The following is a 25,363-nucleotide window of genomic DNA, read 5'->3' as shown; positions in this document are numbered from 1 at the left end:
GACTATATTGGAAATGAGGTGACAACATGCCCATTACGAATCGATTTTCTACCACCACTAACGGCGCACTCGCTATTACAGGTAATACTTTAGGATTAAGTAAAATTAGTAATCAAAACCGTGCTGGTACAATCGGGGCAATTGGTGCGTTTATAACTACGAATACCGCTTTACAAGTACCTACTTTTCCCGCAGGTACAACGTTAACCTATACACAAAATAGTTCTACCGCTATTTTAAATATCCCTGCTGGTAGCACTATTCTTTACGCAGAACTCGTTTGGGGTGGAAACTATTTATCTCGTGATCAAAACATTACGAGTGTTCTAGGTAATCCCGTTTCATTTACAACACCCGTTTCAACATACTCAATTACTCCTTCAGCTGTTACAGCTTCAAATCAAACGTTCGTTTCAAACTCTATTACATTTGGCTTTTATACTCGTTCAGCAGACGTAACAACTCTTATTCAAGCTGGAGGTTCTGGTTCTTATACTACAGGAGCTGTCCCTGGACTTGTTGATCCTTTAGATGCTTCAAATGGATCCATTAACTCGGCCGGATGGACACTCATTGTCGCTTATCAAAACGGGACATTACCTGCAAGAAACTTAACCATTTATGTAGCTGGTAACCGTGTTTCTGCAGAAACTGGTAGTGCCGATGTATCTGTTTCTGGATTTTTAACACCTTCAGGAGGACCAGTAAGCGGGAGATTATTTTTAAGTTCTACCGAAGGAGATGCAGATTTAACCGGGGATCAAGCTTTATTTGGACCAAATTTCAGTTCATTAAATGCTTTATCTGGACCAAACAATGCTATAAATAATTTCTTCGGTTCTCAAGTTAATAATGCTGCAGGAAACTTAGATACAACAGGGACATTTGGAACACGAAATCAAAGTGCTTCTACAAGTACAAACATCTCCGCAGGAAGACAGGGCTGGGACATTACTTCCATTGATATTTCTCCTTATTTAACAAACTCACAAGTATCCGCCGCAATCCGTTTAACTACTAACGGAGACGCATATATGTTAAATACAGTAGGCTTACAAATTAATATAAACTCACCAAATATACAAGCGACGAAAAGCGTGAATAAAAGTGTTGCTGCAATTGGAGATATTCTCACTTATACAGTTACTATCCCTAACACCGGGCTTCTTCCTGCCAATAACGCTATTTTTATAGATAGTCTCCCTAGCGGTACTTCTTTTATACCCGGCACTGTAACAGTAGATAACGTACCACAAACAAATGCTAATCCTGCAGCTGGTATATCTCTTGGAACAATTAATAATGGTGCTTCTCGTACAGTAACTTTTCAAGCTACTGTTGTTTCTCTTCCAAGTCAAAATCCTATCTCTAACACTGCTAATATTACATTTCAATATACACCAATCGCCGGAGGAACAACTTTTAATGGTCTTGCAACAAGCAACTCTGCTGGAACACAAATTAACCTCGCAGATATTAATGGAACAAAATCAGTTAACAAACTTTTTACCGATATTGGTGAAACATTAACTTACAGTATTGCCTTAGCTAATATAGGAAATATCGCTGCAACGAATGTGATATATACGGATCCGATTCCTAGCGGGACTACTTTCATTCCAGGTAGTGTAACTGTGAACGGAGTTACTCAAGCTGGCGCAAATCCCGCTAATGGTATATCAATTGGGTCAATTGCCGCAAATTCCACTACTACTATTTCATTCCAAGTACTCGTTCCTTCTATCCCTCAAACAAACCCAATATTAAATAGTGGAACAACAACATATCAATACATTCCTGTACCAAATCAACCAGCAGTAAGTGGGACTGATACGACAAATATTGTCTCCACTCAAGTGAATAATGCTACTGTAACAATGACGAAAGCAGTAGATAAAAATTTTGCAGATATTGGTGACACACTAACGTACACCGTTTCCTTTACAGGTACAGGTAATACCAATGCAAATAACGTTATTTTTACAGATGTCATTCCTACTGGCACAACTTTTGTTCTAAACAGTTTAACAATAGATGGCACGACACAAGTAGGCGCAAATCCCGCTAACAGCGTGAATATTGGATCCATCCCAAGCGGCACAATAAAAACTGTTGCATTTCAAGTAGTAGTAAACACAATACCCGCGTCAAATGTCGTATCTAACGGATCAAGCGCTTCTTATCAATATACCGTCAACCCTAGCCAATCTCCCGTTACAAAAAACATTTCTTCTAATCTCGTTTCCACTCAAATTAACAATGCGAATGTAACATTAACAAAATCAACTAACAAACAATTTGCCACAATTGGCGAAACGATAAGTTACACAATCCTTATTACAAACAGTGGAAATGCAGCCGCTAATAACGTTCAACTAACAGATCCACTTCCAAACGGAACGATATTGACTCTTGGTACTGTAACACTAAACGGAGTTTTGCAGAATGTTGATTCTCTCGTTGCTTTACCTATTGGCACAATTCCTGGTGGAGCTACTTTTACCTTATCCTTTCAAGTAACAGTCATTAACATTACTGCCCAAAACCCTATTATTAATAATGCTTTCGCCTCTTATATTTACACTGTAAATCCAAGTTTGCCACCGACTTCAAAAACAGCAAATTCTAATTCTGTTACATCAACAATTAGACTAGCAAATCTCCACGTTAATAAATCTGTAGATAAAACGTTTGCGGAAGTTGGCGATGTATTAACTTACACCTTTGCTCTTACTAACGATGGAAATGTTGCAGCGAACAATGTATTACTATCTGATTCAATTGCGAATGGAACCGCCTTTGTCCCAAACAGCGTTATAGTTAACAGTGTTACTCAGCCAGGCGTTACACCAGCTAGCATCAATATTGGTAACATCAATGCTAATACTACAATTACAGCTTCATTCCAAGTAGTAATAACTAGCATTCCAAATCCAAACCCTATTTCAAATAGCGCTTCCATCTCCTATAACTTTATCGTTGATCCAAACACTTCACCTGTAAGTAAAAACACTACTTCAACCACTACATTTACTCAAGTAAACGATGCAAATGTCATTTCAGCCAAAACAGTGGATCGAGAGTTCGCTACCGTAGGGGATATATTAACTTATACTGTTACTTTGACGAATGCAGGAAGTGTTTCTGCTGATAGCCCTACTTTCGTAGATACGAATCCAGACGGTACTACCTTTATTCCAAACACTTTTCTTATTAATGGTGTACTTCAAAATAACGCAGATCCAAATATAGGTGTTCCGCTACCTTCCATTGCTGCTAACGGTTCACTTACCGTCTCTTATCAAGTAACCGTCAACTCTTTACCAACACAAAATCCAACATTAAATTCATCTAGTACACAGTATAGCTTTATTTTAAATCCGGGCGATCCACCAACTATAGAAACATCTGTAAGTAACACTGTAAGTACACAAATTAATTTAGCAAATGTCGTTATTGTCAAAGAAGTAGATTTAACTATCGCCGACGTCGGGCAACCAATCACATATACAATTTCTTTAGCTAATCTTGGCAATACTACAGCCAATAATGTTATTGTTACCGATATAATCCCTAATGGCACCACTATCGTACCAAATAGTATTTTTATAGGTGGTACTTTACAACTAGGTGCAGACCCTAGTGCCGGTCTTCAAGTGGGCTCCATTCCTTCGGGTGGTTTTACAACGATTGTGTTTCAAATAAGTGCAAATGGGCTACCTTCACCAAACCCAATTCAAAACAGCGCTGCACTTCAATATAGCTTTATCGCTGATCCAAACTTACCTGCTCTTGTTAGAAACACTGCTAGCAATATAGTAACTACACAAATTAATACTGCTAATATCGTTGCTACAAAACTAACGAGTACAAACTTCGCTGATGTCGGTGATGTCATACTATATGCGACTATTTTAACGAATAACGGGAATATCCCTGCCACTAATGTAACATTTACAGATATCATTCCAGATGGTACCATCTTCCTTCCTAATACTGTAACGATTAACGGTGTCCCTATAGCAAATGCAAATCCTGCTAACGGCATTTTGATCGGTACGATTGGGGCAAATTCATCACGTACCGTTTCATTCCAAGTTTTTGTACCAACTATTCCTGCTGTAAACCCAATTACAAATCAATCAGGCACAACATTCCAATATACGTATGATCCATCCAAACCAGCTGTGATGCAGATGGTTGCTTCTAACACTGTACAGACAACTATTAATAACGCCTCAATTGCCGCTACGAAATCGGCAGATAAACAGTTTGCTAACGTAAATGATATTATTACGTACACGACTACTTTAACGAATAACGGGAACACACTTGCATCAAATGTAATATTTACAGATGTAATTCCAAATGGGACATCGTTTATTCCTAATAGTGTTACTGTAAACGGGAATACACTCCCTAATGTCAATCCAGCGAGCGGAATTGCAATCGATTCAATAAATCCGAATGCAAATACGAACATCTCGTTCCAAGTGCAAGTAAATTCTATCCCGAATCCAAATCCAATCCCGAACCAAAGCAATACAACGTACCAGTACATCGTAGATCCTAACTTACCTCCAGCATCGGCTAATGCGCTGAGTAACGTAATAACAACTCAAATTAATAACGCTAAGATTATCGCTACAAAATCAGTGAACACACCAAATGCTGCAATTGGAGATATCGTTACTTATACGATTGCAGTAACAAATACAGGTAATATCCCTGCTAGTGCAACTGTTTTAACAGATGGGCTTGGCGCAGGAGCTTCATTTATCCAAAACTCCGTAACGATCAATAATGTTCCACAACCAGGATTAGATCCATCACTTGGTGTTCACTTGGCAGATATTTCACCAGGAGATACTGTATTCATTACTTTTCAAGCACAAATTTTAGCGATACCACCTAGTGGCACATTAACAAATAATGCTCTTGTAAATTATGAATATACCGTGAATCCCAACCAATCACCTGCTGTTAATAGTACAATTACGAATACAACGGTTACTCCAATTATTGATGCTACTCTTTCTATAAATAAAACTGTCAATTCAACATTCGCTACTATTGGAGATACACTTACTTTCACTTCTACCATTACTAATTCCGGTAATACTACCGCAAACAATGTTATTTTTACAGATGTAATTCCAAATGGTACAACGTTTATTCCAAATAGTTTTACGGTAAATGGAACAACTATTACTAATGCAAATCCACAAAACGGTATCAATATTGGTAACTTGAATTCAAATGCATCTGCTACACTCAGTTTTCAAGTAAACATTACAACACTTCCAAACCCTAATCCAATCCCGAACAAATCATCGCTTCAATATAGCTTTATTGTAGATATAAACGAACCGCCAGTTTCACGAACAGTTCAATCTAATAAAACTTTTACACAAGTAAATACTGCTTCTGTTATCGCAACAAAAACTGCAAGCAGTGCTTTTGCTGCTGTTGGAGATACAATTACGTATACAACTATCCTCACCAATAGCGGAAATACTTCAGCAAACACACCTGTTTTTATCGATATATTACCACCTGAACTTTCATTCGTTCCTGATAGCGTACAAATTAATACCATCCCACAACTTGGATTTAGACCAGATAGCGGAATCTCTTTAGACTCAATTCCAGTTGGAGGAACGACAACAATTAGCTTTCAAGCTATCGTTGGCTCAATACCAGCTACAAACCCAACTTTGAACCAATCTAGCACAACATACTCGATCATTATTGATCCTACCCAGCCGCCGGTGACAGAAACAGCTACAAGTAATCCAACTTTAGTTCAAATTAACGAAGCGATTATTCAAGCAACGAAAAGTGTAGATCGACTATTTTCTGACGTAGCACCTGGAAATTCCTTTTTAACGTATACTGTTTTATTGGATAATATAGGAAACGCAACTGCTACGAATATCATGTTTACAGATTCGATTCCAAATAATACAGTATTCATAGAAGATAGCGTTCGAGTAGGCGGGGTTTTATTACCTGGAGTAAATCCAGCAAACGGGATACCAATTGGGGATATTATTGCAGGAGATTTTATAAACGTTACCTTCCGCGTGCAAGTAGTTAGCATTCCAAATCCAATTTTCACAATTGGACCAGGCGGACCAAACTCACCAGTTGTAAACGGCGCTTCCATTAATTATCAATTTATGACAGGTCGAAACTTCCCACTCGTTTCAAGAAGTACGACATCCAATTCGGTTTCGACACAAATAAATTCTGGGGAAATTGTGGCAATCAAATCTGTAGATAAAACTTTCGCAACAATTGGCGATACAATTTCTTATACGATTACATTAAGTAACCCTGGAAATGTCACTTCACAAAATATAATTTTTACGGATACTTTACCTGATGGAACGACATTCATATCTGGCACTCTTACAAACGATTCTGGTACACAGCAAATCGGAAATCCAGCTAACGGGATTCAGATTGGAAATATAAACCCAAATAGAACGGCCGTGATTACTCTCAACGTACTTGTTACAAACATTCCAAGTATAAATCCAATTTCTAATTCTAGCTCTGTACAATTTGCACATGTGGTCGATCCTAGCCAACCTGCCGTATCGCAAACGAATGTATCTAATACGGTTTCGACAACTATTAATAGTGCAATTTTAACAACAAAAAAGAGTGCTGATAAATCTATAGTTTCAGTTGGAGATACGATTACGTATACAACTACTATTAGAAATACCGGAAATACAGCTGCAACTAATATTACTTTCACAAGCGCTATTCCAGCTAACACTACTTTTATACCAAATTCAGTCACAATAAATGGCGTTCAGCAGTCTGGTGCGCAACCAGCACTTGGAGTAAATATACCAAATATCGCTCCTGGTGAAACGGTAACTGTTACTTTCCAAGTAAATGTTATTTCTGTTTCTCCTTCCAGTTCAATTATGGGTAATGACACAATTTTATATTCTTATACTGTTGATCCAAACAGCGCTCCTGCTACTACCTCTACTTCAACGAATATTGCTACAACCCCTGTATTAGATGCTATAATAACGATGGTAAAATCGGTCGATCAAACCCTTGTAACACTAGGCGATACTATTACCTATACGACAATTTTAACGAATAACGGTAATACAAATGCAACGAATGTTACTTTCACTGATCTTATACCAAATGGTACAACATTTATTACTGATAGCGTTACAATAAATGGACTCACACAAATTGGATTGAATCCTAATACAGGCATAACGATTGGATCAATTGCTCCTAACAGCTCAATAGCAATAGCATTTCAAGTTATCGCTACTTCTACTCCTGTTCAAAATCCTATTGCGAATTCGGCTAGTGCTTCTTACACATTTATCACTGACCCTAATGCCCCTATTGTTTCAAGGAATGTTACTTCAAACACAGTGTTCACTACAATTAACACAGCTATCATTCTTTCATTAAAACAAGTCGATAAATCCTTTAGTCGTATTGGAGACACACTCACCTATACTGTTACTTTAACAAACAATGGAAACTCATCTGCACAAAATGTTATTTTCTCAGATACAATGCCGAGCGGAACTACATTTATTGCAAACTCATTTTCTATTAACGGGGTTTCTCAAAGTGGTTCGGACCCATCGAACGGAGTAAATATTGGGCCTATAACAGCTGGGTCTACAGTAACTGTTTCATTCCAAGTAAACGTGGCGTCATTACCAACCGAGAACCAAATTGTAAATTTCTCATCAACATCGTATCAATTAGTCTCACCGCCTGATCCAGAAACTTCAATTAGTAATCCTGTTTCAACCCAAATTAACGAAGCAATATTGTCTATGACGAAAAATGAAAGTGTCTCCTTTGCAGATATCGGGCAAACTGCTTTTTATACTACGTCTATTTCGAATATAGGAAATACGGATGCCACTAATATTGTATTTACAGATGCATTACCAAGTGAACTCACATTTGTTCCTAACACATTAACAGTCGATGGCGTTTTACAACCAAATGCGAATCCAAATACAGGTGTAGTACTTGCAACACTTCCACCAAATGAAATATATAGTATCGTATTTCAAGTTACGGTTAACAGCATCCCACCTATTAATCCTGCACCAAATACAGCAGCAACGACGTATGAGTTTACTGTTGATCCAGGGAATCCGCCAGTATCGAGTGCAGCTACCTCCAACACGACACTTCTTCAAATAAACAACGCAACTATTATTAGCACAAAAACAGCAGATCTTACTTTTGCGGATGTTGGTAATACAATAACATTTACACTTACCCTTCCTAATACCGGAAATGTGTCTGCAACTGATGTAACTATTATTGATATTCTTAATAGCAATTTAAGCTTCGTTCCAAATAGTTTCACAGTTAATGGGCAAACCATTCTAAACGCTGATTTATCAACGGGGATAAATATTGGTTCCATTAATGGTGGTAATACGGCAATCGTTACATTCCAAGCAACTGTTATTACACTTCCAACACTTAATCCTATTTCTAATTCTGCTTCTACCACATATCATTATGTCGTTGACCCTAGCCAGCCACCTATTACAACTTCCAATCAATCTAATACAACGACAACACAAATTAATAGCGCTATCCTTACTGCACAAAAAAATTCAAATGTATCAACGGTAGATATCGGGCAGGATATTACCTACACCGTTACAATTACAAATGACGGAAATGTTAGTGCAACGAATGTTATTTTTACCGATCTTATTCCAGACGGAACTTCCTTTGAACCGAATAGCTTTACATTGAACGGAACTACCATTCCAAATGCAAATATTATTACAGGTGTTCCAATTGGTGATATTGCGCCAAACGAATCTGTCATTGTGGCATTTCATATTATTGCCAATGAAATTCCAGCTATAAATCCAATTACTAATCAAGCTAGCGTTAGCTTTCAACATATTGTTAATCCAGCTAATCCTCCAGTTTCAAAAAATATTACTTCTAGCACCATTGCAACAAAAATTGAAAGTGCGATTTTAAATACGATTAAAATAGGAGATAAAACTTTTGCAACGATTGGTGATACGATTACGTATACAACGACTATTACGAACACAGGCAATATTCCTGCTAACAATGCTATATTCTCAGACCCCTTACCATCATGGGCACAATTTGTTGCAGGATCAGTTATTGTTGATGGCACTCCATTACCATCTGCTTCTATCATTGATGGTGTTGGCATAAATACAATAACTCCAAATCAAACGGTAACAATTATATTCCAAGTACAAATTGTAAGTAATCCTACAACGTTCACACCTGAACTCCAAAATTTAGGATTTGTTAACTTCCAATATAGCGTAGGCAATGCATTACAAGCTCAGCCTGGCAATGTGGAAACGAACGTCTTCGTTACTTCTATTAATACAGCAATACTTTCAGCTGTAAAAACTGCTAATACAGCCTTTGCAAATATTGGAGATACGATCACTTATACAGTTTCGATTCAAAATAGCGGCAATACAAACGCTACGAATGTAAATTTCTCAGACCCAGTTCCAACTGGAACGACCTTTGTTGAAAATAGTTTTGCTGTAAATGGAAGTACCATTCCAGGCGCAAATCCAAATAACGGAGTGAATATCGGAACAGTTAGCGCAGGTAGTTCCTTAACCGTTACTTTCCAAGTCATAGTTACATCTACTCCACCTTCAAATCCGATTACAAACGTAGCATCTATTCAATACGCATTTATCGTTGATCCGGCCTCTCCTCCTGTTACAGGCACGATAAATTCTAATAGCGCTTCAACACAAATTAATAACGCGACTGTTACAACTGTTTTACAAGCAAATCGTTCAATTGTATCTATCAGGGATGTAATTACGTATACAGCAACATTAACGAATACTGGAAACTTCCCTGCAAACTCTGTATTACTCATTAACGGAGTTCCTGAAGGAGCATTATTTGTTCCAAATAGTGTTACGCTCAACGGGATTTCACTTCCAGATGCAAGTCCAACTCTCGGTATTCCAGTTGGTATTATCGCACCAGGTGATTCCGCTACTATTACGTTCCAATTTCTTGCAAGTTCTATTCCACCGCAAGGAGCGATTATAAATCAAGCACTTACAAGTTACACGTATATTGTCGATCCAAGTCAACCTCCTGTTACAGCAACATCCTCGTCTAATACGGTTAATACAGCTGTTGTTGATGCATCGTTATCCGTAATTAAAAGTACAGATTCTCTCGTACAATCTACTGACGGTACAATCACTTACACAGTAGTCGTTCAAAATAACGGAAATACTACTGCAAATACAGTTACTTTAACAGATTTGGTCCCAGAAGGAACTGCATTTATTCCGAATAGCGTTACCATTAATGGTGTTTCTGTTCCAGGTGCCGATCCTAACGTAGGAATACCATTAAACTCCATCACACCGTCAGAAATCGTCACTGTAACATTCCAGGTTATCGTTCAATCTATACCAAGCGTGAACCCAATTTCTAATACAGCCCGTATTGACTATACTTTTATCGCCGATCCAACTGCTCCTATCATCTCTCGAACAATTACGTCTAATCCTGCTTTCACACAAATTTCGGATGCGACTATCCTTTCTTTAAAAGCAGTCAATGCACCTCAAGCAACAACAGGTGATATTTTGACTTACACAATAACACTAGAAAATACCGGAAATATTCCAGCTACGAATCTCATATTTTCAGATACTATTCCAGAAAGTACTACATTCGTAGAAAATAGTTTTACACTTAATGGAACAGCTATACTTGGTGCCAATCCAAATGTAGGTGTTACTTTACCTACCTTAGCAGCAAACGCTACTCACCTTATTTCGTTCCAAATTCTTATTAACGATTCATTCTCGCGAGAATCGATTACAAATCAATCCAACACAACTTATACAATTCAGCCAGACCCAGGGCAACCGTCTATTACTGAAACATCTACTAGTAATATCGTCATTACAAATTTCGTGCAAGCACAATTGATAATTACAAAAACATCCAATCCAACAACTGTAGATATTGGCGGAACTATACTTTATATTTCTGAAATAAAAAATATCGGTAATATTGACGCAATAAATATTGTTTTCACAGACTCTATTCCAGCTGGAACTACATTTGTTCCCGATAGTGTCACAATTAACGGCGTCCTGCAACCAGGTGTAAATCCTGAAAATGGAATACCGATTGGAACCATTCCTGCTAACAGTTCCAAAACGATACTATTTCAAGTGCAAACAAATAATCCACCTACTGAAACCGAAATTGTAAATCAATCTTCAGCAACTTACCAATATGTAAGTATCCCTACAGCCCCACCAGTGAATCGCTCTGCAAATTCTAACATTGTTACAACATCACTTCAAAACGCAAATATTATTTCTGTTAAAAGCGCAGATGTAACTTTCGCATCAATCGGGCAAAGTATTACCTACACAAATACACTACAAAATATAGGAACAGTTCCAGCTAACAATACCGTGTTCATTGATAACATTCCAGAAGGTACTATATTTATTGAAGATAGCTTAGCAATAAATAATGTAATTCAGCCTGGCGCTAATCCTGAAAACGGAGTAACTCTCGGCACGATACAACCAAATGAAACAGTCACTATTTCATTCCAAGTACAACTTACAAATATACCAGTTGGCAATGCAGTCATTAATATTTCAGACACCTCGTACGAATATCAAATCGACCCTAGCTCTCCAATTATTCAGCGTAGATCGTTATCAAATGCAGTAAATACTGAAGTGCGGACGGCAAATGTTAATGCAATTAAATCCGCTAACAGATCCATTACACGTATCGGTCAAATCATCACATATACAGTCGCAGTTACAAACGCTGGTACAATACCTATTACAAATACTCTCCTACTTGACGCAATTGCTGCTGGCACCACATTCGTTCCAAATAGCATTCTGGTAGATGGCGTACCAAGACTTAACGAAAATCCAATTACCGGTATCAATCTTGATATAATTCTTCCAAATAATACGATTATTGTTACGTTCCAAGTAAGCGTAGTCTCTATACCGCCACAAAATAACATTAATAATATCGCCGTCATTCACTATGAGTATCGACCAGACCCAAGCACACCACCAATTTCAGAAACGACCTCTTCCAATGCTACAAACATACAATTCATTGATGCTATTCTTATTGCTACAAAGTCCACTAATACTGTATTAGCTAACATTGATGAAACCATTGAATATACAGTATTCATTCAAAATAATGGATCGACTACAACTAACTCCATCTTTTTTACAGATACTATAGCGGATGGAGCAGTATTTATTCCAGGAAGTGTAATAGTTAATAATACTGTACTTCCTGCAGCAGATCCAAATATCGGCTTTTCCATTCCTAATGTCGCAGCAGGTCAAATGGCTACAATAACATTCCAAGTTTCCGTTACGAATTTACCTGCTGTAAATCCAACACCTAATACTGCAAACATCGTCTACGACTTTCTTTTCAATCCTGACTTTGCACCAATTCAAAAATCTACTACTTCCAATACTACTTTCGTTCAAATTAATGATGCTGATATCGTTTCACTTAAAACTGTTGATTTGACCTCTGTAACGATTGGTGACATTTTAACTTATACAACAACTTTAACGAATACGGGGAATACGGATGCAACTGCTGTTGTATTTACGGACAATATACCTGATGGAACAACCTTTATTGACGGTAGCGTTTTAGTAAATAACATTCCTCAGCTTAATGCCAATCCAAGTGCTGGTATACTTGTAGGAACGATTGCTCCTAACACTTCTATCCCAGTCACATTTTCTGTTACCGTCGTAGCTCTTCCAGCCAGCGGTCGTGTTCAAAATCAATCAACTTCTCGTTATACAATAAACGTGGAAGAACAAATATCGACTAGCAATATTACCTTCACTGAAGTTATTTCCGCTAATGTAATTGCGACAAAAACAACACCTATCCAATATGCTGACCTACAAACAATCATCCCTTATACAATTTCCATCATAAATAACGGAAATATACAAATAGAAAACATTATTGTTACAGATATCATCCCAGCAAATACGAACTTTATAGAGAATAGTGTTATTGTGAACGGAAACGCTCGTCCAAATGACAATCCACTTAACGGTATACAAATTGATAACATTCCACCTAATACGACAGCAACTGTTCTATTCCAAGTACGGGTTACTTCGATTCCGCAAACAAATCCTATCTCTAACACGAGTACAATTGAATATGAATACACGTTACCAGATCGACCACCTATTACCGAAACTATTATTTCATCAGCTGCAGCAACAGAAATTAATCACGCGAATTTGAATAGTAATAAAACTGTTGACCTTGCATTTGCAACGGTTGGTGATACGTTAACGTATACGATTACACTAAATCAAACCGGTAATGTTGCAGTAAATGATGTAATCATTCAAGATATTATTCCTCAAGGTACTACATTTATAGAAAATAGCGTCATTGTAAACGGAGAAACTCTTCCAGGGGTGAATCCAGTAAGCGGTATACCAATTGGTACTATAACTATTGGTGGAGACGCTATCGTTTCATTCCAAGTAACTGTAACTTCTATTCCAACACCAAACGAACTAAACAACAACGCAATTACTACTTTTAACTATATAGTCAATCCAAATAACGTACCTGTTACAAATACGACTACAACAAATACCGTAACAACTACTGTCCAAAATGATAACGTCATTGCTTTTAAGTCTGCTGATGTAACAAACGCCTTGCCTGGTCAAACTTTAACGTATACAATTACGATTACGAATAGCGGTAATGTAACGATTGACGACCTTCTTGCCATAGACACTGTACCAATAGATACGACTTTTGTTGCTGGTAGTGTTACGATTAACGGGATCAATCAGCCTAATGAGAACCCTGAAAATGGTATTACGTTAGGAAATCTTGCGCCTAATGAATTTGTTATTATTACGTTCCAAGTGACAATATCTTCTTCTACTCTTCAACCTACAATTAGTAACGATGCTTCTGTTTCCTATACCGTTATCATTGATCCAACAAAACCACCTATTACGATTACAAAGCAAACAAATATCGTTACAACGACAGTAGTTGATCCGTTGATTCGCATTGAAAAAACAGCTGACAAATCTATTATCGTTATAGGAGATATCATTACATTCACATTAGCGGTATTTAATCACTCCCCAATTCCGACAATTAGTACTTCTGTTATAGACACAATTCCAGCTGGTACAACATTTATAGAAAATAGCGTAACAATTAACGGTTCTACCGTTCAAAACGTTCGTCCAGACACTGGTATTAATATTGGTTCTTTACCTGCAGATACAGTAGCAACTATAACATTTCAAGTTCTCGTAACTTCTATTCCTTCAAACAGTACAATTATAAATTCTGCAACAGTTACCGCTGCCTTTCAATTGACACCACAGGATCCAATTATTACTTTCATTGTTAATTCAAACATCGTTCGTATACCAGTTCAATTTATAACTACAACAGTCACGAAAAATGCTTCCGTCAGCTCAGCTTATTTAAATCAATATTTTGATTACACGGTGCGTATTACAAATACTGCCGAAATTTCACTCTCAAATATTTCTTTACAAGATACCATTCCAGCAGGTTTACAATTTATAAACGGCACTGTCTTTATTAACGGTGAACGCTCTCCACTAGCAAATCCGAATATCGGTTTCCAAGTTACCACTAATTTAGAACCAAACGAAACAATTATCGTGTTATTCACAGTACAAGTAATAAGTCCACCTGTTAATAATCCATTTAAAAATACGGCCAATATTTCGTTACAACTTCAAGTCTCGCCTACCGACCCACCAATTACAGTAACCGTTACAAGTAACGAAAACATCGTCACCTTTGTTCCAGAAAATCCAGATGAAACACTTCCAAATTTAAATTGCTTCTTTGACGGTGAACGCTTCATTCGCATTACTCCTCGAAATGTACGAAATTACCTTTGGACTTGGATTTGGTGGAAATAATTGAAACAAAAAAGAGATTGTAGTTTGGTTGAAACCAAATTACAATCTCTTTTTCATTACCTATATTCCACTACGTTGTAACTCGTCCAAGGATATACGATTAAACACCACCTCAAGTTATTTTAGTCGTAATAAGTTGGCCAGCTTCATTAATAGTAACTTTCCATTTCACTCCACTAGCAGTCTTCATGATTATACCTTTACTTGCCTCTATTTCAATATCTCCAAACATCCTTCCGCCAGTTGTCGCTAACCAAGCACTCCCATTTTCCATAGAAGATCTTGCAAAGATACGATTAATTCGAAAACGTTTATGATCTTGAGAATAACCACTTAATGTAATTCTAACTTTATATAACTGACTGGCCTTCATATTCGAGATAATTGTATCCCCAACATTTAATGGAACATCCAACGCGATAACCCAACTTCCAGTTGCACTTAATGCATATTCAATTTTAATTTTCTTTGGGCTCTCTCCCCATCCAAAATACATTCCAAAACAATTTAACATTTGTATTGGTTTTTTCGTAAAATCAAGTTCAATGACAACTGGGTTACTATCTGGAACGTCAATATAGTTTACACTTTGTTCATCTATTAAATTAAAGCAATTTGTGAGATTCCCTCCGTACGGCACTTTTCCACTTACTTGCTTAACGTTATATTTCTGCTGAGCATTTACTAAAATATCATCTTGATTCCCTATTAAATGAGGTCTATTTAAAGTCAACGGTAACTGAATTCGTAGGGATTCTTCATAAGTAGACTTACAAACATTATATTGACCTTTATCTACAATAGTTGTTGAAAGCAGATTTGAAAAAAGGTAGTTACGATGAGAATTAGAAGAAAATTCAATGACAATTTGTTCACTACTCATCCGGTACGTATCCCAAATCATACAATCAAATGTATTATACGCACCTGAACAACGAATTACTTTTTTCGTTTGTTGTCTACATTGCACTTGAATATCATGAAACGTATTTCCTGAACTTTCATTTGGCAAATCACTATTTCCATCTACTTCAATCCCATACCCACATCCATCAATAAATATAGATTGAAATACATTAGCGTTAATCCAGCAAGGTGTATTGATATCATCTATATACTCTGTTTTCAAATATATTGCAGTTTGAAAGTTTTTAATTTGAATAAATTTAACTTGAAAGAAACTAATGTAATCCCATGCCTTTTGACAATAAAAATGTATAGCTTTTCCTTTATACGATGGAGTTGTATTTATTATATTTATATTTGATATAACAGATTGATTAGGTACTTCGATTTGTTGTGAACCAGAAACATAAATAACAGCAGATTGAAACAATGGATTTATAACTTGAATAGTACCACCAACTATCGAAGCGTTACTTTGTAGCGCAAATGCATTAAAATCCCCATCAATTTGCAGCGTTACGGTAGGATCTAACTCTAATCTTACGTTTGATTTAATAACAATCGGCTTTACAATTTTGTACGTATTTACCCCTGTAATTCTAACCGTCGAAATTCGATTCGCTACACAATAATCAATAGCTTGCTGAATTGCTAATGAACTATCATTTCCTGAGTTCGGAACTGCCCCAAAACAATCAATGTGAACGCTACTTTCTGGCGCACAATCTTCTTGGGAAGAAATATATTCTGACAAAATAAATTCACTCCTCATATTACCTTTTTCATATAATATGTGAGTTGTCTCTTAAAAGTTTCTATAATAAAAAAAACAAACGACCTACTCGGTCATTTGTTTAATTCATATATATTTTTCGTTTCTTCTATCATTTTAGTTAACGAGAAATATCTCATTGCTTTCTCTCGTGCTTTCAATCTAATAGCAGTTACCTTTTCTTCATTCCCTTGTAGTTCCTCAAGCGCACTTGCGAATTCGGATTCGCAATATTCAGATATCAAAACACCTGACTCTCCATCTATTACCGCTTCATGTATTCCACCAACATCTATTGAAACAATTGGTGTCCCTGTAGCCATCGCTTCAATTACTACCATTGGAAACACTTCACGAAAAGATAATAAAAGTAAGGCGTCCATATTCCCTATAAACTCATGCGGCTCTGAAATATTCCCTAGCATCTTCACCCTTTGCTGCAATCCATATTTTTCTATTTCTTTCATAATCGATTCTTTCTCTGGTCCATCACCAGCAATATAAAACATAAAATCATTTCTCTTTTTCAACACATTTGCAATTTTGACAAATAGTTGATGGTTTTTCTCTTTGGATAATCTAGCTAATATCCCTATTTTATATGTAGATTCTTTCTTTTTCTGCTGGAATAAAAACTTTTCAATATCGACACCGTTATAAATTGTATTTATTTTTTCTTCTGCTACATGAATTGAAATTAAATTGTTCTTTTCAAACTCACTTACTGTAATAATATTGTTCACATATTTATTCATGAAATACCGAAAAAGCGTTGGCATTTTCTTTTCTAATATCGTTACATTGTGTTTCGTATAAACAATTTTCATCTTTTTTTTAATAAACTTTTGAAGTAGAAAAGCATATAATACCATTCGCAAACTATTTGCATGAATAAGTTCTATCTTTCGTTTACAAATTTCGTTTCGTAAATAATAAATATTTCTCAAATGATTCCATCGACTAAGTAATATAAAATTTTCTTTTCTAGTAAGGGATTCATATAGTTCTCCATCACCTGCAGCTGTATAAATCTTAAAATCCTCATAATGCAAATTATTTTCTAATTTACAGAAATAATTTTCGGCTCCGCCAGTTATCAATTTATCTGTCATCAACAGTATGTTCATAATTGCGTCTTCCCAACTACATTGATTTTATTTTTTTTATAAGCATGATAAGCATACTTACTAAAATAGTAAAAGCTTTGCACTGCATTAAGACTTTTTTGGTCCCTTAATAATTTCCAATACCGAAAAGCTGCTCTAACTTTATTTCTCGAAACAGAATTTGCTACAATTCGATACTTCGCTAATACTTGCTGTATCCCTTTTGCTTCATGCCCTTCATGTAATAAGTTCAGCCATAACGCTGTATCTTCCGGCTGTACACTAGGCATTTCGACATACGGAATTTTTTCACGATCAATCATCACCGTTAAACACCCGATAATTGTATTTCCTACTAAATAATGATAATCAACAGATTTTGGTACACTCACTTCGCGATTTAATTCATTACCATTTTCATCAATTAAACTATACGACGCATATGAAAAAGCAATATTCATTTCTTCCATAAATAACAATTGTGTCTTCAATTTATGCGGCAACCATATATCATCACTATCTAAAAAGGCAATGTACCTTCCTCTCGCCTCTCGAATCGCTAAATTCCGAGCTTTAGCAGCACCAACATTTTCTTTTAATGATAATAACCTAATCCGTGAGTCTCCTTCTATTATCTCTTTAATTTTTGCGGCAGATTGGTCGGTTGAACAGTCATCAACGATAATCATTTCCCAGTTTTCATACGATTGATTCTGTACAGATAAAATTGTCTCACCTATAAATCGTCTACTATTATAAGAAGGTGTTATTACAGAAACATGAGGCGCCTTATTATGTGCTGATAGACATTTTACCATCTATCTTTCCCCTTCCTTCATATATTGAAATATACTTCACAACAACTGCTAAAAATAAAAAGAACGCTTCGTTAATAATGAGTGACAATGACATCATCTGAAATAAAAATGCAATCATAGTCAATAGAAGGTATGGTTTTTCACGAAACAAAGTATGCTGCGCTAACTTGAACATTAATATGAATAAAAACGCGCTATATAGAAGAAAACCAATTGTACCCGATTCAGACAAAATTTCTAAAAATGTATTGTGTACATATAATTTTTCATTAAATTGATACTCATAATAATTCGAAAAGTTAAAAGCACCGATTCCGATATATGGATTGGATAAATAGTATTTAAAAGCAGCTTCCCATAATGTAAATCTACCACTTCCATTATCATGGGAAAAATCAGAAATTCGTTTATTTAATATGTCATCTAATTGGCCCCCCATTACACTATTCGATAAACTAAAAATAACTACACTAAACAATACTAAACTCATAATTATTTTTATTTTTTTAGCGAAACTAGACATACATATATATACAAAAACAACAAGCACAAGCGCTAATATCCCCCCCCTTGAAAAGGTTAATAGACTCGTCGTAACACATAAAATTAACCCTAGGATGTTAGTGATATTTTGTAAATTCGTTATATAGTACATAAAAAATATTGTATTATAAAAAATAAAAATGTTAGGATCATCTAGCAATCCAATTAACCGTGGATATCCTCTATCAACTAATAATCCAGCAAAAATTTCTCTCTCTTCTCCACCGTATAAACTAAAGTATTGTAAACCGATTATATAGAGTAGTAGACTTACAACATTAAATACTATTCCTACATAAGCAATAGATGATTCAAGTACCACTATTTCAGTATTCCCCAATAAATTTCTCATTATAAAATAGCATCCTAAAACGAGTAGCACGCCAAAAATCATACGAATACTAGCATTTAAATACATAGAAAGAATTCCGCTTAAACCATAAATGAAATAAAACAGTAAAAATATAACTTCATGAAAATATAACTTTTGAATATGAAAGTCTTTAATTGTTAAACAAAAATATATGACTAAAAAAATCATATATATCTTCAATGAAAATCCAATATATAAATTGTATTTACTTAACATAACAAATAATATTAGAAGAATAATCCATCCCATCGATACTTTCATATTATTTTCCATAGGCTATATCCCCTGTTTCGTAATATAATCCTTTTTGCGTATTTTTCTTATAAAAGAAAGAAGAAGTTTTTTTAGCTCATAATCATATAGGAATATGGCAGCTACTACAATTAGTATATTAAGAACAAGCGCAATTAAATGATATGTATGCAATATATATTGCACTCCAATAAAGGTTACACCAAAATAAATTGTATACGGTATTACAATTTGGAATACAATTTTTTTCTTCACTACACTTACCGCTATATATCCCACTAAAGCGACTATTTCAAATAAAACCATAGCGTATGCCGCTCCTATCACTCCACCAAGACTACTAAAGCTATAAAGCATAACCCCACCTATCACCAATGCTACACACTGCACAACAGTTCTCTTATTTTGACATCCACTCGTCGTTAAACCGTCAGCAATGGCAATATTTAAACTTTGTAGCACAATAAGAAATGATAATATTTGGAGTGGTTCTACTGCATTGCTCCATTCTTCATGAAAAAATATAGAAATAAAGTATGGTGCTAAATGATATAAACCGATCGTCATACATATTCCTACAATCGCCATTGATTTAATTTGAAGTAAATTTAATTTCGTATGCTCTTCTATATTATTCTGGTTATAATGCTTAAAGAGCACCGGAAAAAATGCACCTGCAATTACCCCTGGTACTTGATATAAAGCTGCCGGCATCCGGTACGCCACTGCAAAAACACCTACCATACTTAATGGCAATGTATAGTTAAGCAAGATAGGCGCTAATTGTGGCGTACTCATTATTAAAAAACCGCTAATAATAAAGGGAGTTAATTGCCAAAATAACGCTTTATGAATTACGACTTTCATATTCATTTTCGTCTTTCTTCTCATGATATATATACTGAATAAACCACCGATCATATACCCAAAAGCATATAAGCGAGCTGTTACATACACCGGTAACTCTCCGAAAATACAAAAACATGTAATTATAATGACAACTGATGCTGATACAACTTTTATGAGCGCTATATACTTCATACGTTCCGTCAGTTGAAAATAGGCAATCCCTATGTTTTGCCAAGTTAATCCTATTAACATGAAAAACATTACGTTTATCATCATATAAATTAAATTTTTATCCTCATACATATAATGAATAGCAATATAACCGATGATAGAAATAAAAATAAGTAGAATCATCCTTATTTTTATATAAGATGATAAAATCTGCTCTAAATCTGCTCCATCCTTTGCCCCTTCTCGAAGAAACGTATTACTAAGTCCTAAGTCTGTAAAGAATAACATAACAAACGTCACTGCTATGGCAACACTAAACATCCCATAATGTTGTGCGTTAAAAAAGTTTGCTAAAACAATTAAACTGACGGCCTGAAGAAGGTTAGCTAAAATCGTACTATAAAATAGATGGATAATATTGTTTAGAATAGATCTACCCATACAAGTTCTCCTTTGCAAGTAACCTACTTACATATGTTGTTTGTTTACATATATATTTATCTTGCACCATTGCCGTTCAATACAATTAAAACGGTTTTACATAAAATACGGATGTCCATCCGAAACGTTTTCATTTCAATATACTCCATGTCCAGCCTCAACTTTTCCTTTGGATCAAGATTATACCCTCCATTTATTTGTGCCCATCCTGTTAAGCCTGGTTTTACTATTAAACGATCCTTAAATTCTGGAATATACGCATCAAACTCATTATAAAAAAACTCTCTCTCTGGTCTAGGGCCTACAAAAGACATATCTCCTCTTAAAATATTTAAAAGTTGCGGTAATTCATCAATTCTCGTTTTCCTTATAAACAATCCAACTTTTGTAATTCTTTGATCATCTTCTTTTGCCCATTGTGGTCCGTTCATTTCAGCATCCTTTACCATCGACCTTAATTTAAATACATTAAACTTCTTCCCGTTTATACCTAAACGTTCTTGAAAGTATATTGGAGCCCCTGATGTTTCTAAAGTAATCATAATACAAAAGAACAACATAATTGGTATTGTTAATAGTAACAATATGATTGAAAATATAATATCAAACAAGCGTTTTACACTTCGATTCAATATGCTAGGCTTTTCTTGAGCCGGAATCGTATACAACTTGGCTTGATTTGTTTCACGAATCATGGATCGTTACCCCCACATTCAAGAATATAAAATTATACCTATTAATTCACATTCTTTCCTATTTATATCCGCTATTACTTTTTGCACTGTACGTAATGAATCTTTTTGCTTTTTAACTGCTAAAACCACTCCATCGCATTTCCCTGCAATAATGTGCGTAGCAGGAAGCTCAAATACTTCAGAAGAATAAACGAAAATGTAATCAAAATCTTCTTTCCACTTAGCAATCGCATTATCAAATTCATCCATAGCAACTAAGGGCGTCCCTGTATGTACTGTTTTTTTTGCAGGAATACAATATAAGTATTTAGACAAATTACTAGAAAAAGATTCATAATTGCAGGAGGAAAAGCTTATTATATCGTTTACTGTTATCATGTGATCACTTTGTAATAATACATGTAGTTTAGGGTCAGAAAAATTCACATCAATAAGTAACACCTTTTTTTTCATTTCCGCAAACACTACACCCATATTTACTATAAGCGAGGCAACAACACCTCTGTCCTTCGTTGAACTAACTGTGAACAGTTGTTTTCCGGATTTTTTCAGCTCGTGATACACCGTATAAAACTGCTCTTTCATCAGATCATCATGCAAATTGAATGGCAGCTGCTTCTTTGTCCTAAACATCGACATGTTCACCTCGATATGTAGATGATTTTTTATCAACCTCTGTAGGTTTCTTTTTTCTATTTTGTTTCATATTTATGTGACCAATAACAGAGACTGTTGTTATTTTCTCTAAATCCTGTTCCGTGTATATACGTTCATCAAAATAATCTCGAAATACAGCTAAACCTATTCCAACAAAAAAACTAACAATTAAAGAAATAGGAATGATCAGTTGAAATTTCGGAAACAATTTTTCAGCCTGTTCCTGTAACTCAGGATCCGTTAATACTTTCACCCCTTGTACATTTGTGTACTGTTGAAAGCTTTTTTGTGATTGCTCTGCCAATGTCTTTACAATGTCTTTCACGATTTTCGGATTGGAATCTTTTACTGTAACAGTTACAATTTGTGAGTTGTCCGTATTCACAACCGAGATTTTTTGTGCTAATTCATGACTTGATTGCTCTAATTTCAAAGTTTTTTTGACTGTTGAAATAATTAATGGGCTTTTTAAAATATCAACATACGATGTTACTAGTTGCTTATTCTCTTGTGTTTTATTTGTTGAATTTTCCTTATTAAATTCATCTAAATTCCCAACAAGAATTTGCGTTGAATATTGATATGACGGCTTTAAAACATACATAGAGATAAGAACTAAAGAAGCGGTTAAACAACACATCGTTAAAATAATCGTTACGAATCTTCTTTTCAATAATTGTTGAAAATCTTTTATACTCATTTCTTGCTTCAATTATTTCACCGCCCTTTTCTGAATAACATCCTGCAATTCACTCTTTACAGATAACCCTTTCTCTCTTCTATCCACTTGTTTTGTTACATACTTTCCAACTCCGAATGCAAACTTTTCTACATATACATACGAAAGCATTGCAAGTATAAACGAAAAAACAAGTGAAAAAATTAAAATAATTGGCAACGGTAATATTTCATGGAGCATGTATATAAGGGAAAACAACGATATAATATGGTATAAATAAAGACTGTAAGAAATCTTCCCCAAATATAACAAATATTTATTACGTAGCAAGGACGACAAAGTTGATATTGACAAACTTAATATGACAAATAGACATGCACTTATCGCCACTACATAGTCTCGAAATATAAAATTATTGAGCACTTTAATTTCTCCTATAAGCCCTTCATACATAAAAAGTAAAATCGCAAATAAAAACCATGTAATTTTTGTGTTTTTAGTACAATTACTATAAAAAACTATTAAATTATTTTTATACTTCGCAACTAGTGCTCCGAGTAAAAACAACACCGTGTAATGCAATGTTAATGCATAGCTTGTTAATGTTAAGCCCGAGCGAAACAAAAATAATATTACGACAGAACATATACTAAAACTAAACAATAATAGTAATGAACACCTCAACGTTTTTCGTAAGCAAATCATCAAAATTAACGGGAAAATTATTGATATTCGCATTTCATGGACAAGTGACCAAATTACACCGTTATATGCATCTGTATTATATTTCCCAACCAATAAAATATGTTGCGCTATTAAGCTTGAAGAACTTTCAATCGTCCATGAGCGATTAAACCATTCACTTAAATAAGAAATACCATATTCACTAATTGTAATCTGGCATACAATAGCTATAATTATTGCCACAATATAAGGAATATATATTCTGCATATACGTTTTAAAAGGTATGATCCATAGCTACTATAGTTTTTTTGAATAGATTCATACAAAACAAATCCGCTCAAAACAAAAAAGATAATAACTGATTCGTTACCACTACTAAAAATTAGACGAGCAGGCGTTTCTTTTAATAGGTACACAACAAATGGCTTATTATCTTCATAACTGTAATTTTGAAATGCTGAAAAAATCATTAAATGATGACCGATCATTACTACTAATGAAGAAATCCCTCTTATAGAGTCCAATTCTTCGTATCTCTTCATCTTTTTACATCAACTCCTAATGAAATGATAATAATCATTTCAAAGCGACATCTTTATTCATATTCCCCTCCTTTCTTTTCATTCCAATTTTTCATATTAAAATGATTTTATAGTATAAATTTGAGTGTATTGTAACATTTTTTGTAATATTATGAATAGAAAATCTCAAAAATTGGTATATACCAATTTCAACCTCGAAAAATGAGTAATATTGATAGAAAAACGCTATAAAAATATCTTGCATATTTACAAAATTAAAGAGCTGATTAGCATTTTTTCAATATAAAATAAAAAAGATAGCCTATATAGGCTATCTTTTTTATTTTATTTAATTACTGGCACCACTATATGCTACATGTCGTTTCTCAATTCTCTCCTCGATTTCTTTCATATTTTCTTTATTATTTAATAGTGATTGTTTATTTTCAATTAATAATTGTTTAAAAGATTTTCTCACTTTTTTTCTCATTTTCATTGTCCTCCTTGGGGGATGATTTATATAAAAGATAAAGAATTATCTGTGGTTCTTATAATAATTGATTGCTGTGAATTCTATTTGAACTTCATATGAAAATTCCGTTTATTTTCTGACAACTTTGTGAACACGAAAAAAGTGATTATCTAAAACTATGTTGAAATTAATTCACTTCATTATAAAAGTTACTATTTCCATCAACTTTTATCATTATATCTTGTCAAAACATTTATATATTTAAAATTGAGTTCGACATAATTTTATTTACTATAATACTGTTTACAAAAACAAAAAGAAGGTGTCACCAAGTCAAAGTTCGACTTATGCAACATCCCTCTTT

At 34.8% G+C, this 25,363-nt stretch carries 11 protein-coding genes; 1 reads left to right on the top strand and 10 read right to left on the bottom strand.

Annotated elements, in window-relative coordinates:
* Window positions 1–26 precede the first annotated feature (26 nt).
* Window positions 27–15,059 carry a DUF7507 domain-containing protein gene (locus tag EBQ15_RS15785; protein ID WP_001123117.1) on the top strand — a complete coding sequence of 5,011 codons (15,033 nt, stop codon included), beginning with the start codon at window positions 27–29 and terminating at the stop codon, window positions 15,057–15,059.
* Window positions 15,060–15,171: 112 nt separating this feature from the next.
* Here the strand turns inward: EBQ15_RS15785 and EBQ15_RS15780 are convergent, their stop codons facing one another.
* From EBQ15_RS15780 to EBQ15_RS15735, 10 genes are all read right to left on the bottom strand, one after another.
* A complete protein-coding gene (locus EBQ15_RS15780; protein WP_000006055.1) occupies window positions 15,172–16,719 on the bottom strand; it encodes a glycoside hydrolase family protein in 1,548 nt (515 codons plus the stop codon).
* Window positions 16,720–16,811: 92 nt separating this feature from the next.
* Complete coding sequence (locus EBQ15_RS15775; RefSeq protein ID WP_001023684.1) at window positions 16,812–17,864, bottom strand: glycosyltransferase family 4 protein; 1,053 nt, start codon at window positions 17,862–17,864, stop codon at window positions 16,812–16,814.
* Window positions 17,861–18,661: a glycosyltransferase family 2 protein gene (locus EBQ15_RS15770; RefSeq protein ID WP_000237694.1), complete on the bottom strand. Its 801-nt coding sequence runs from the start codon at window positions 18,659–18,661 to the stop codon at window positions 17,861–17,863. The genes EBQ15_RS15775 and EBQ15_RS15770 overlap by 4 nt, the downstream gene beginning before the upstream one ends.
* The gene (locus tag EBQ15_RS15765; RefSeq protein WP_000429877.1) at window positions 18,636–19,850 is read right to left on the bottom strand and encodes an O-antigen ligase family protein; all 1,215 of its coding nucleotides are present in this window, start codon (window positions 19,848–19,850) and stop codon (window positions 18,636–18,638) included. Before EBQ15_RS15765 ends, EBQ15_RS15770 begins: the two co-directional genes overlap by 26 nt.
* Window positions 19,851–19,853: 3 nt before the next feature.
* Window positions 19,854–21,290, bottom strand: a complete 1,437-nt coding sequence (locus tag EBQ15_RS15760; protein ID WP_000533736.1) for an oligosaccharide flippase family protein — start codon at window positions 21,288–21,290, stop codon at window positions 19,854–19,856.
* Window positions 21,291–21,346: 56 nt separating this feature from the next.
* Window positions 21,347–21,985 carry a sugar transferase gene (locus EBQ15_RS15755; RefSeq protein WP_000617646.1) on the bottom strand — a complete coding sequence of 213 codons (639 nt, stop codon included), beginning with the start codon at window positions 21,983–21,985 and terminating at the stop codon, window positions 21,347–21,349.
* An 18-nt stretch (window positions 21,986–22,003) separates the two neighbouring features.
* Window positions 22,004–22,624, bottom strand: a complete 621-nt coding sequence (locus EBQ15_RS15750) for a CpsD/CapB family tyrosine-protein kinase (RefSeq protein WP_033682801.1) — start codon at window positions 22,622–22,624, stop codon at window positions 22,004–22,006.
* Complete coding sequence (locus EBQ15_RS15745; RefSeq protein WP_000807050.1) at window positions 22,611–23,354, bottom strand: YveK family protein; 744 nt, start codon at window positions 23,352–23,354, stop codon at window positions 22,611–22,613. Before EBQ15_RS15745 ends, EBQ15_RS15750 begins: the two co-directional genes overlap by 14 nt.
* Window positions 23,355–24,548 carry an acyltransferase family protein gene (locus EBQ15_RS15740; RefSeq protein WP_000833057.1) on the bottom strand — a complete coding sequence of 398 codons (1,194 nt, stop codon included), beginning with the start codon at window positions 24,546–24,548 and terminating at the stop codon, window positions 23,355–23,357.
* 328 nt (window positions 24,549–24,876) lie between these two features.
* A complete protein-coding gene (locus EBQ15_RS15735) occupies window positions 24,877–25,017 on the bottom strand; it encodes an FbpB family small basic protein (protein ID WP_001228048.1) in 141 nt (46 codons plus the stop codon).
* Window positions 25,018–25,363: the final 346 nt, after the last annotated feature.

This window comes from Bacillus sp. 2D03 (assembly GCF_003946765.1).
Taxonomy (GTDB): Bacteria; Bacillota; Bacilli; order Bacillales; family Bacillaceae_G; genus Bacillus_A; species Bacillus_A cereus.
Note: the sequence above shows the minus strand (reverse complement) of the source record. Positions and strands in the feature narration are given on the sequence as shown.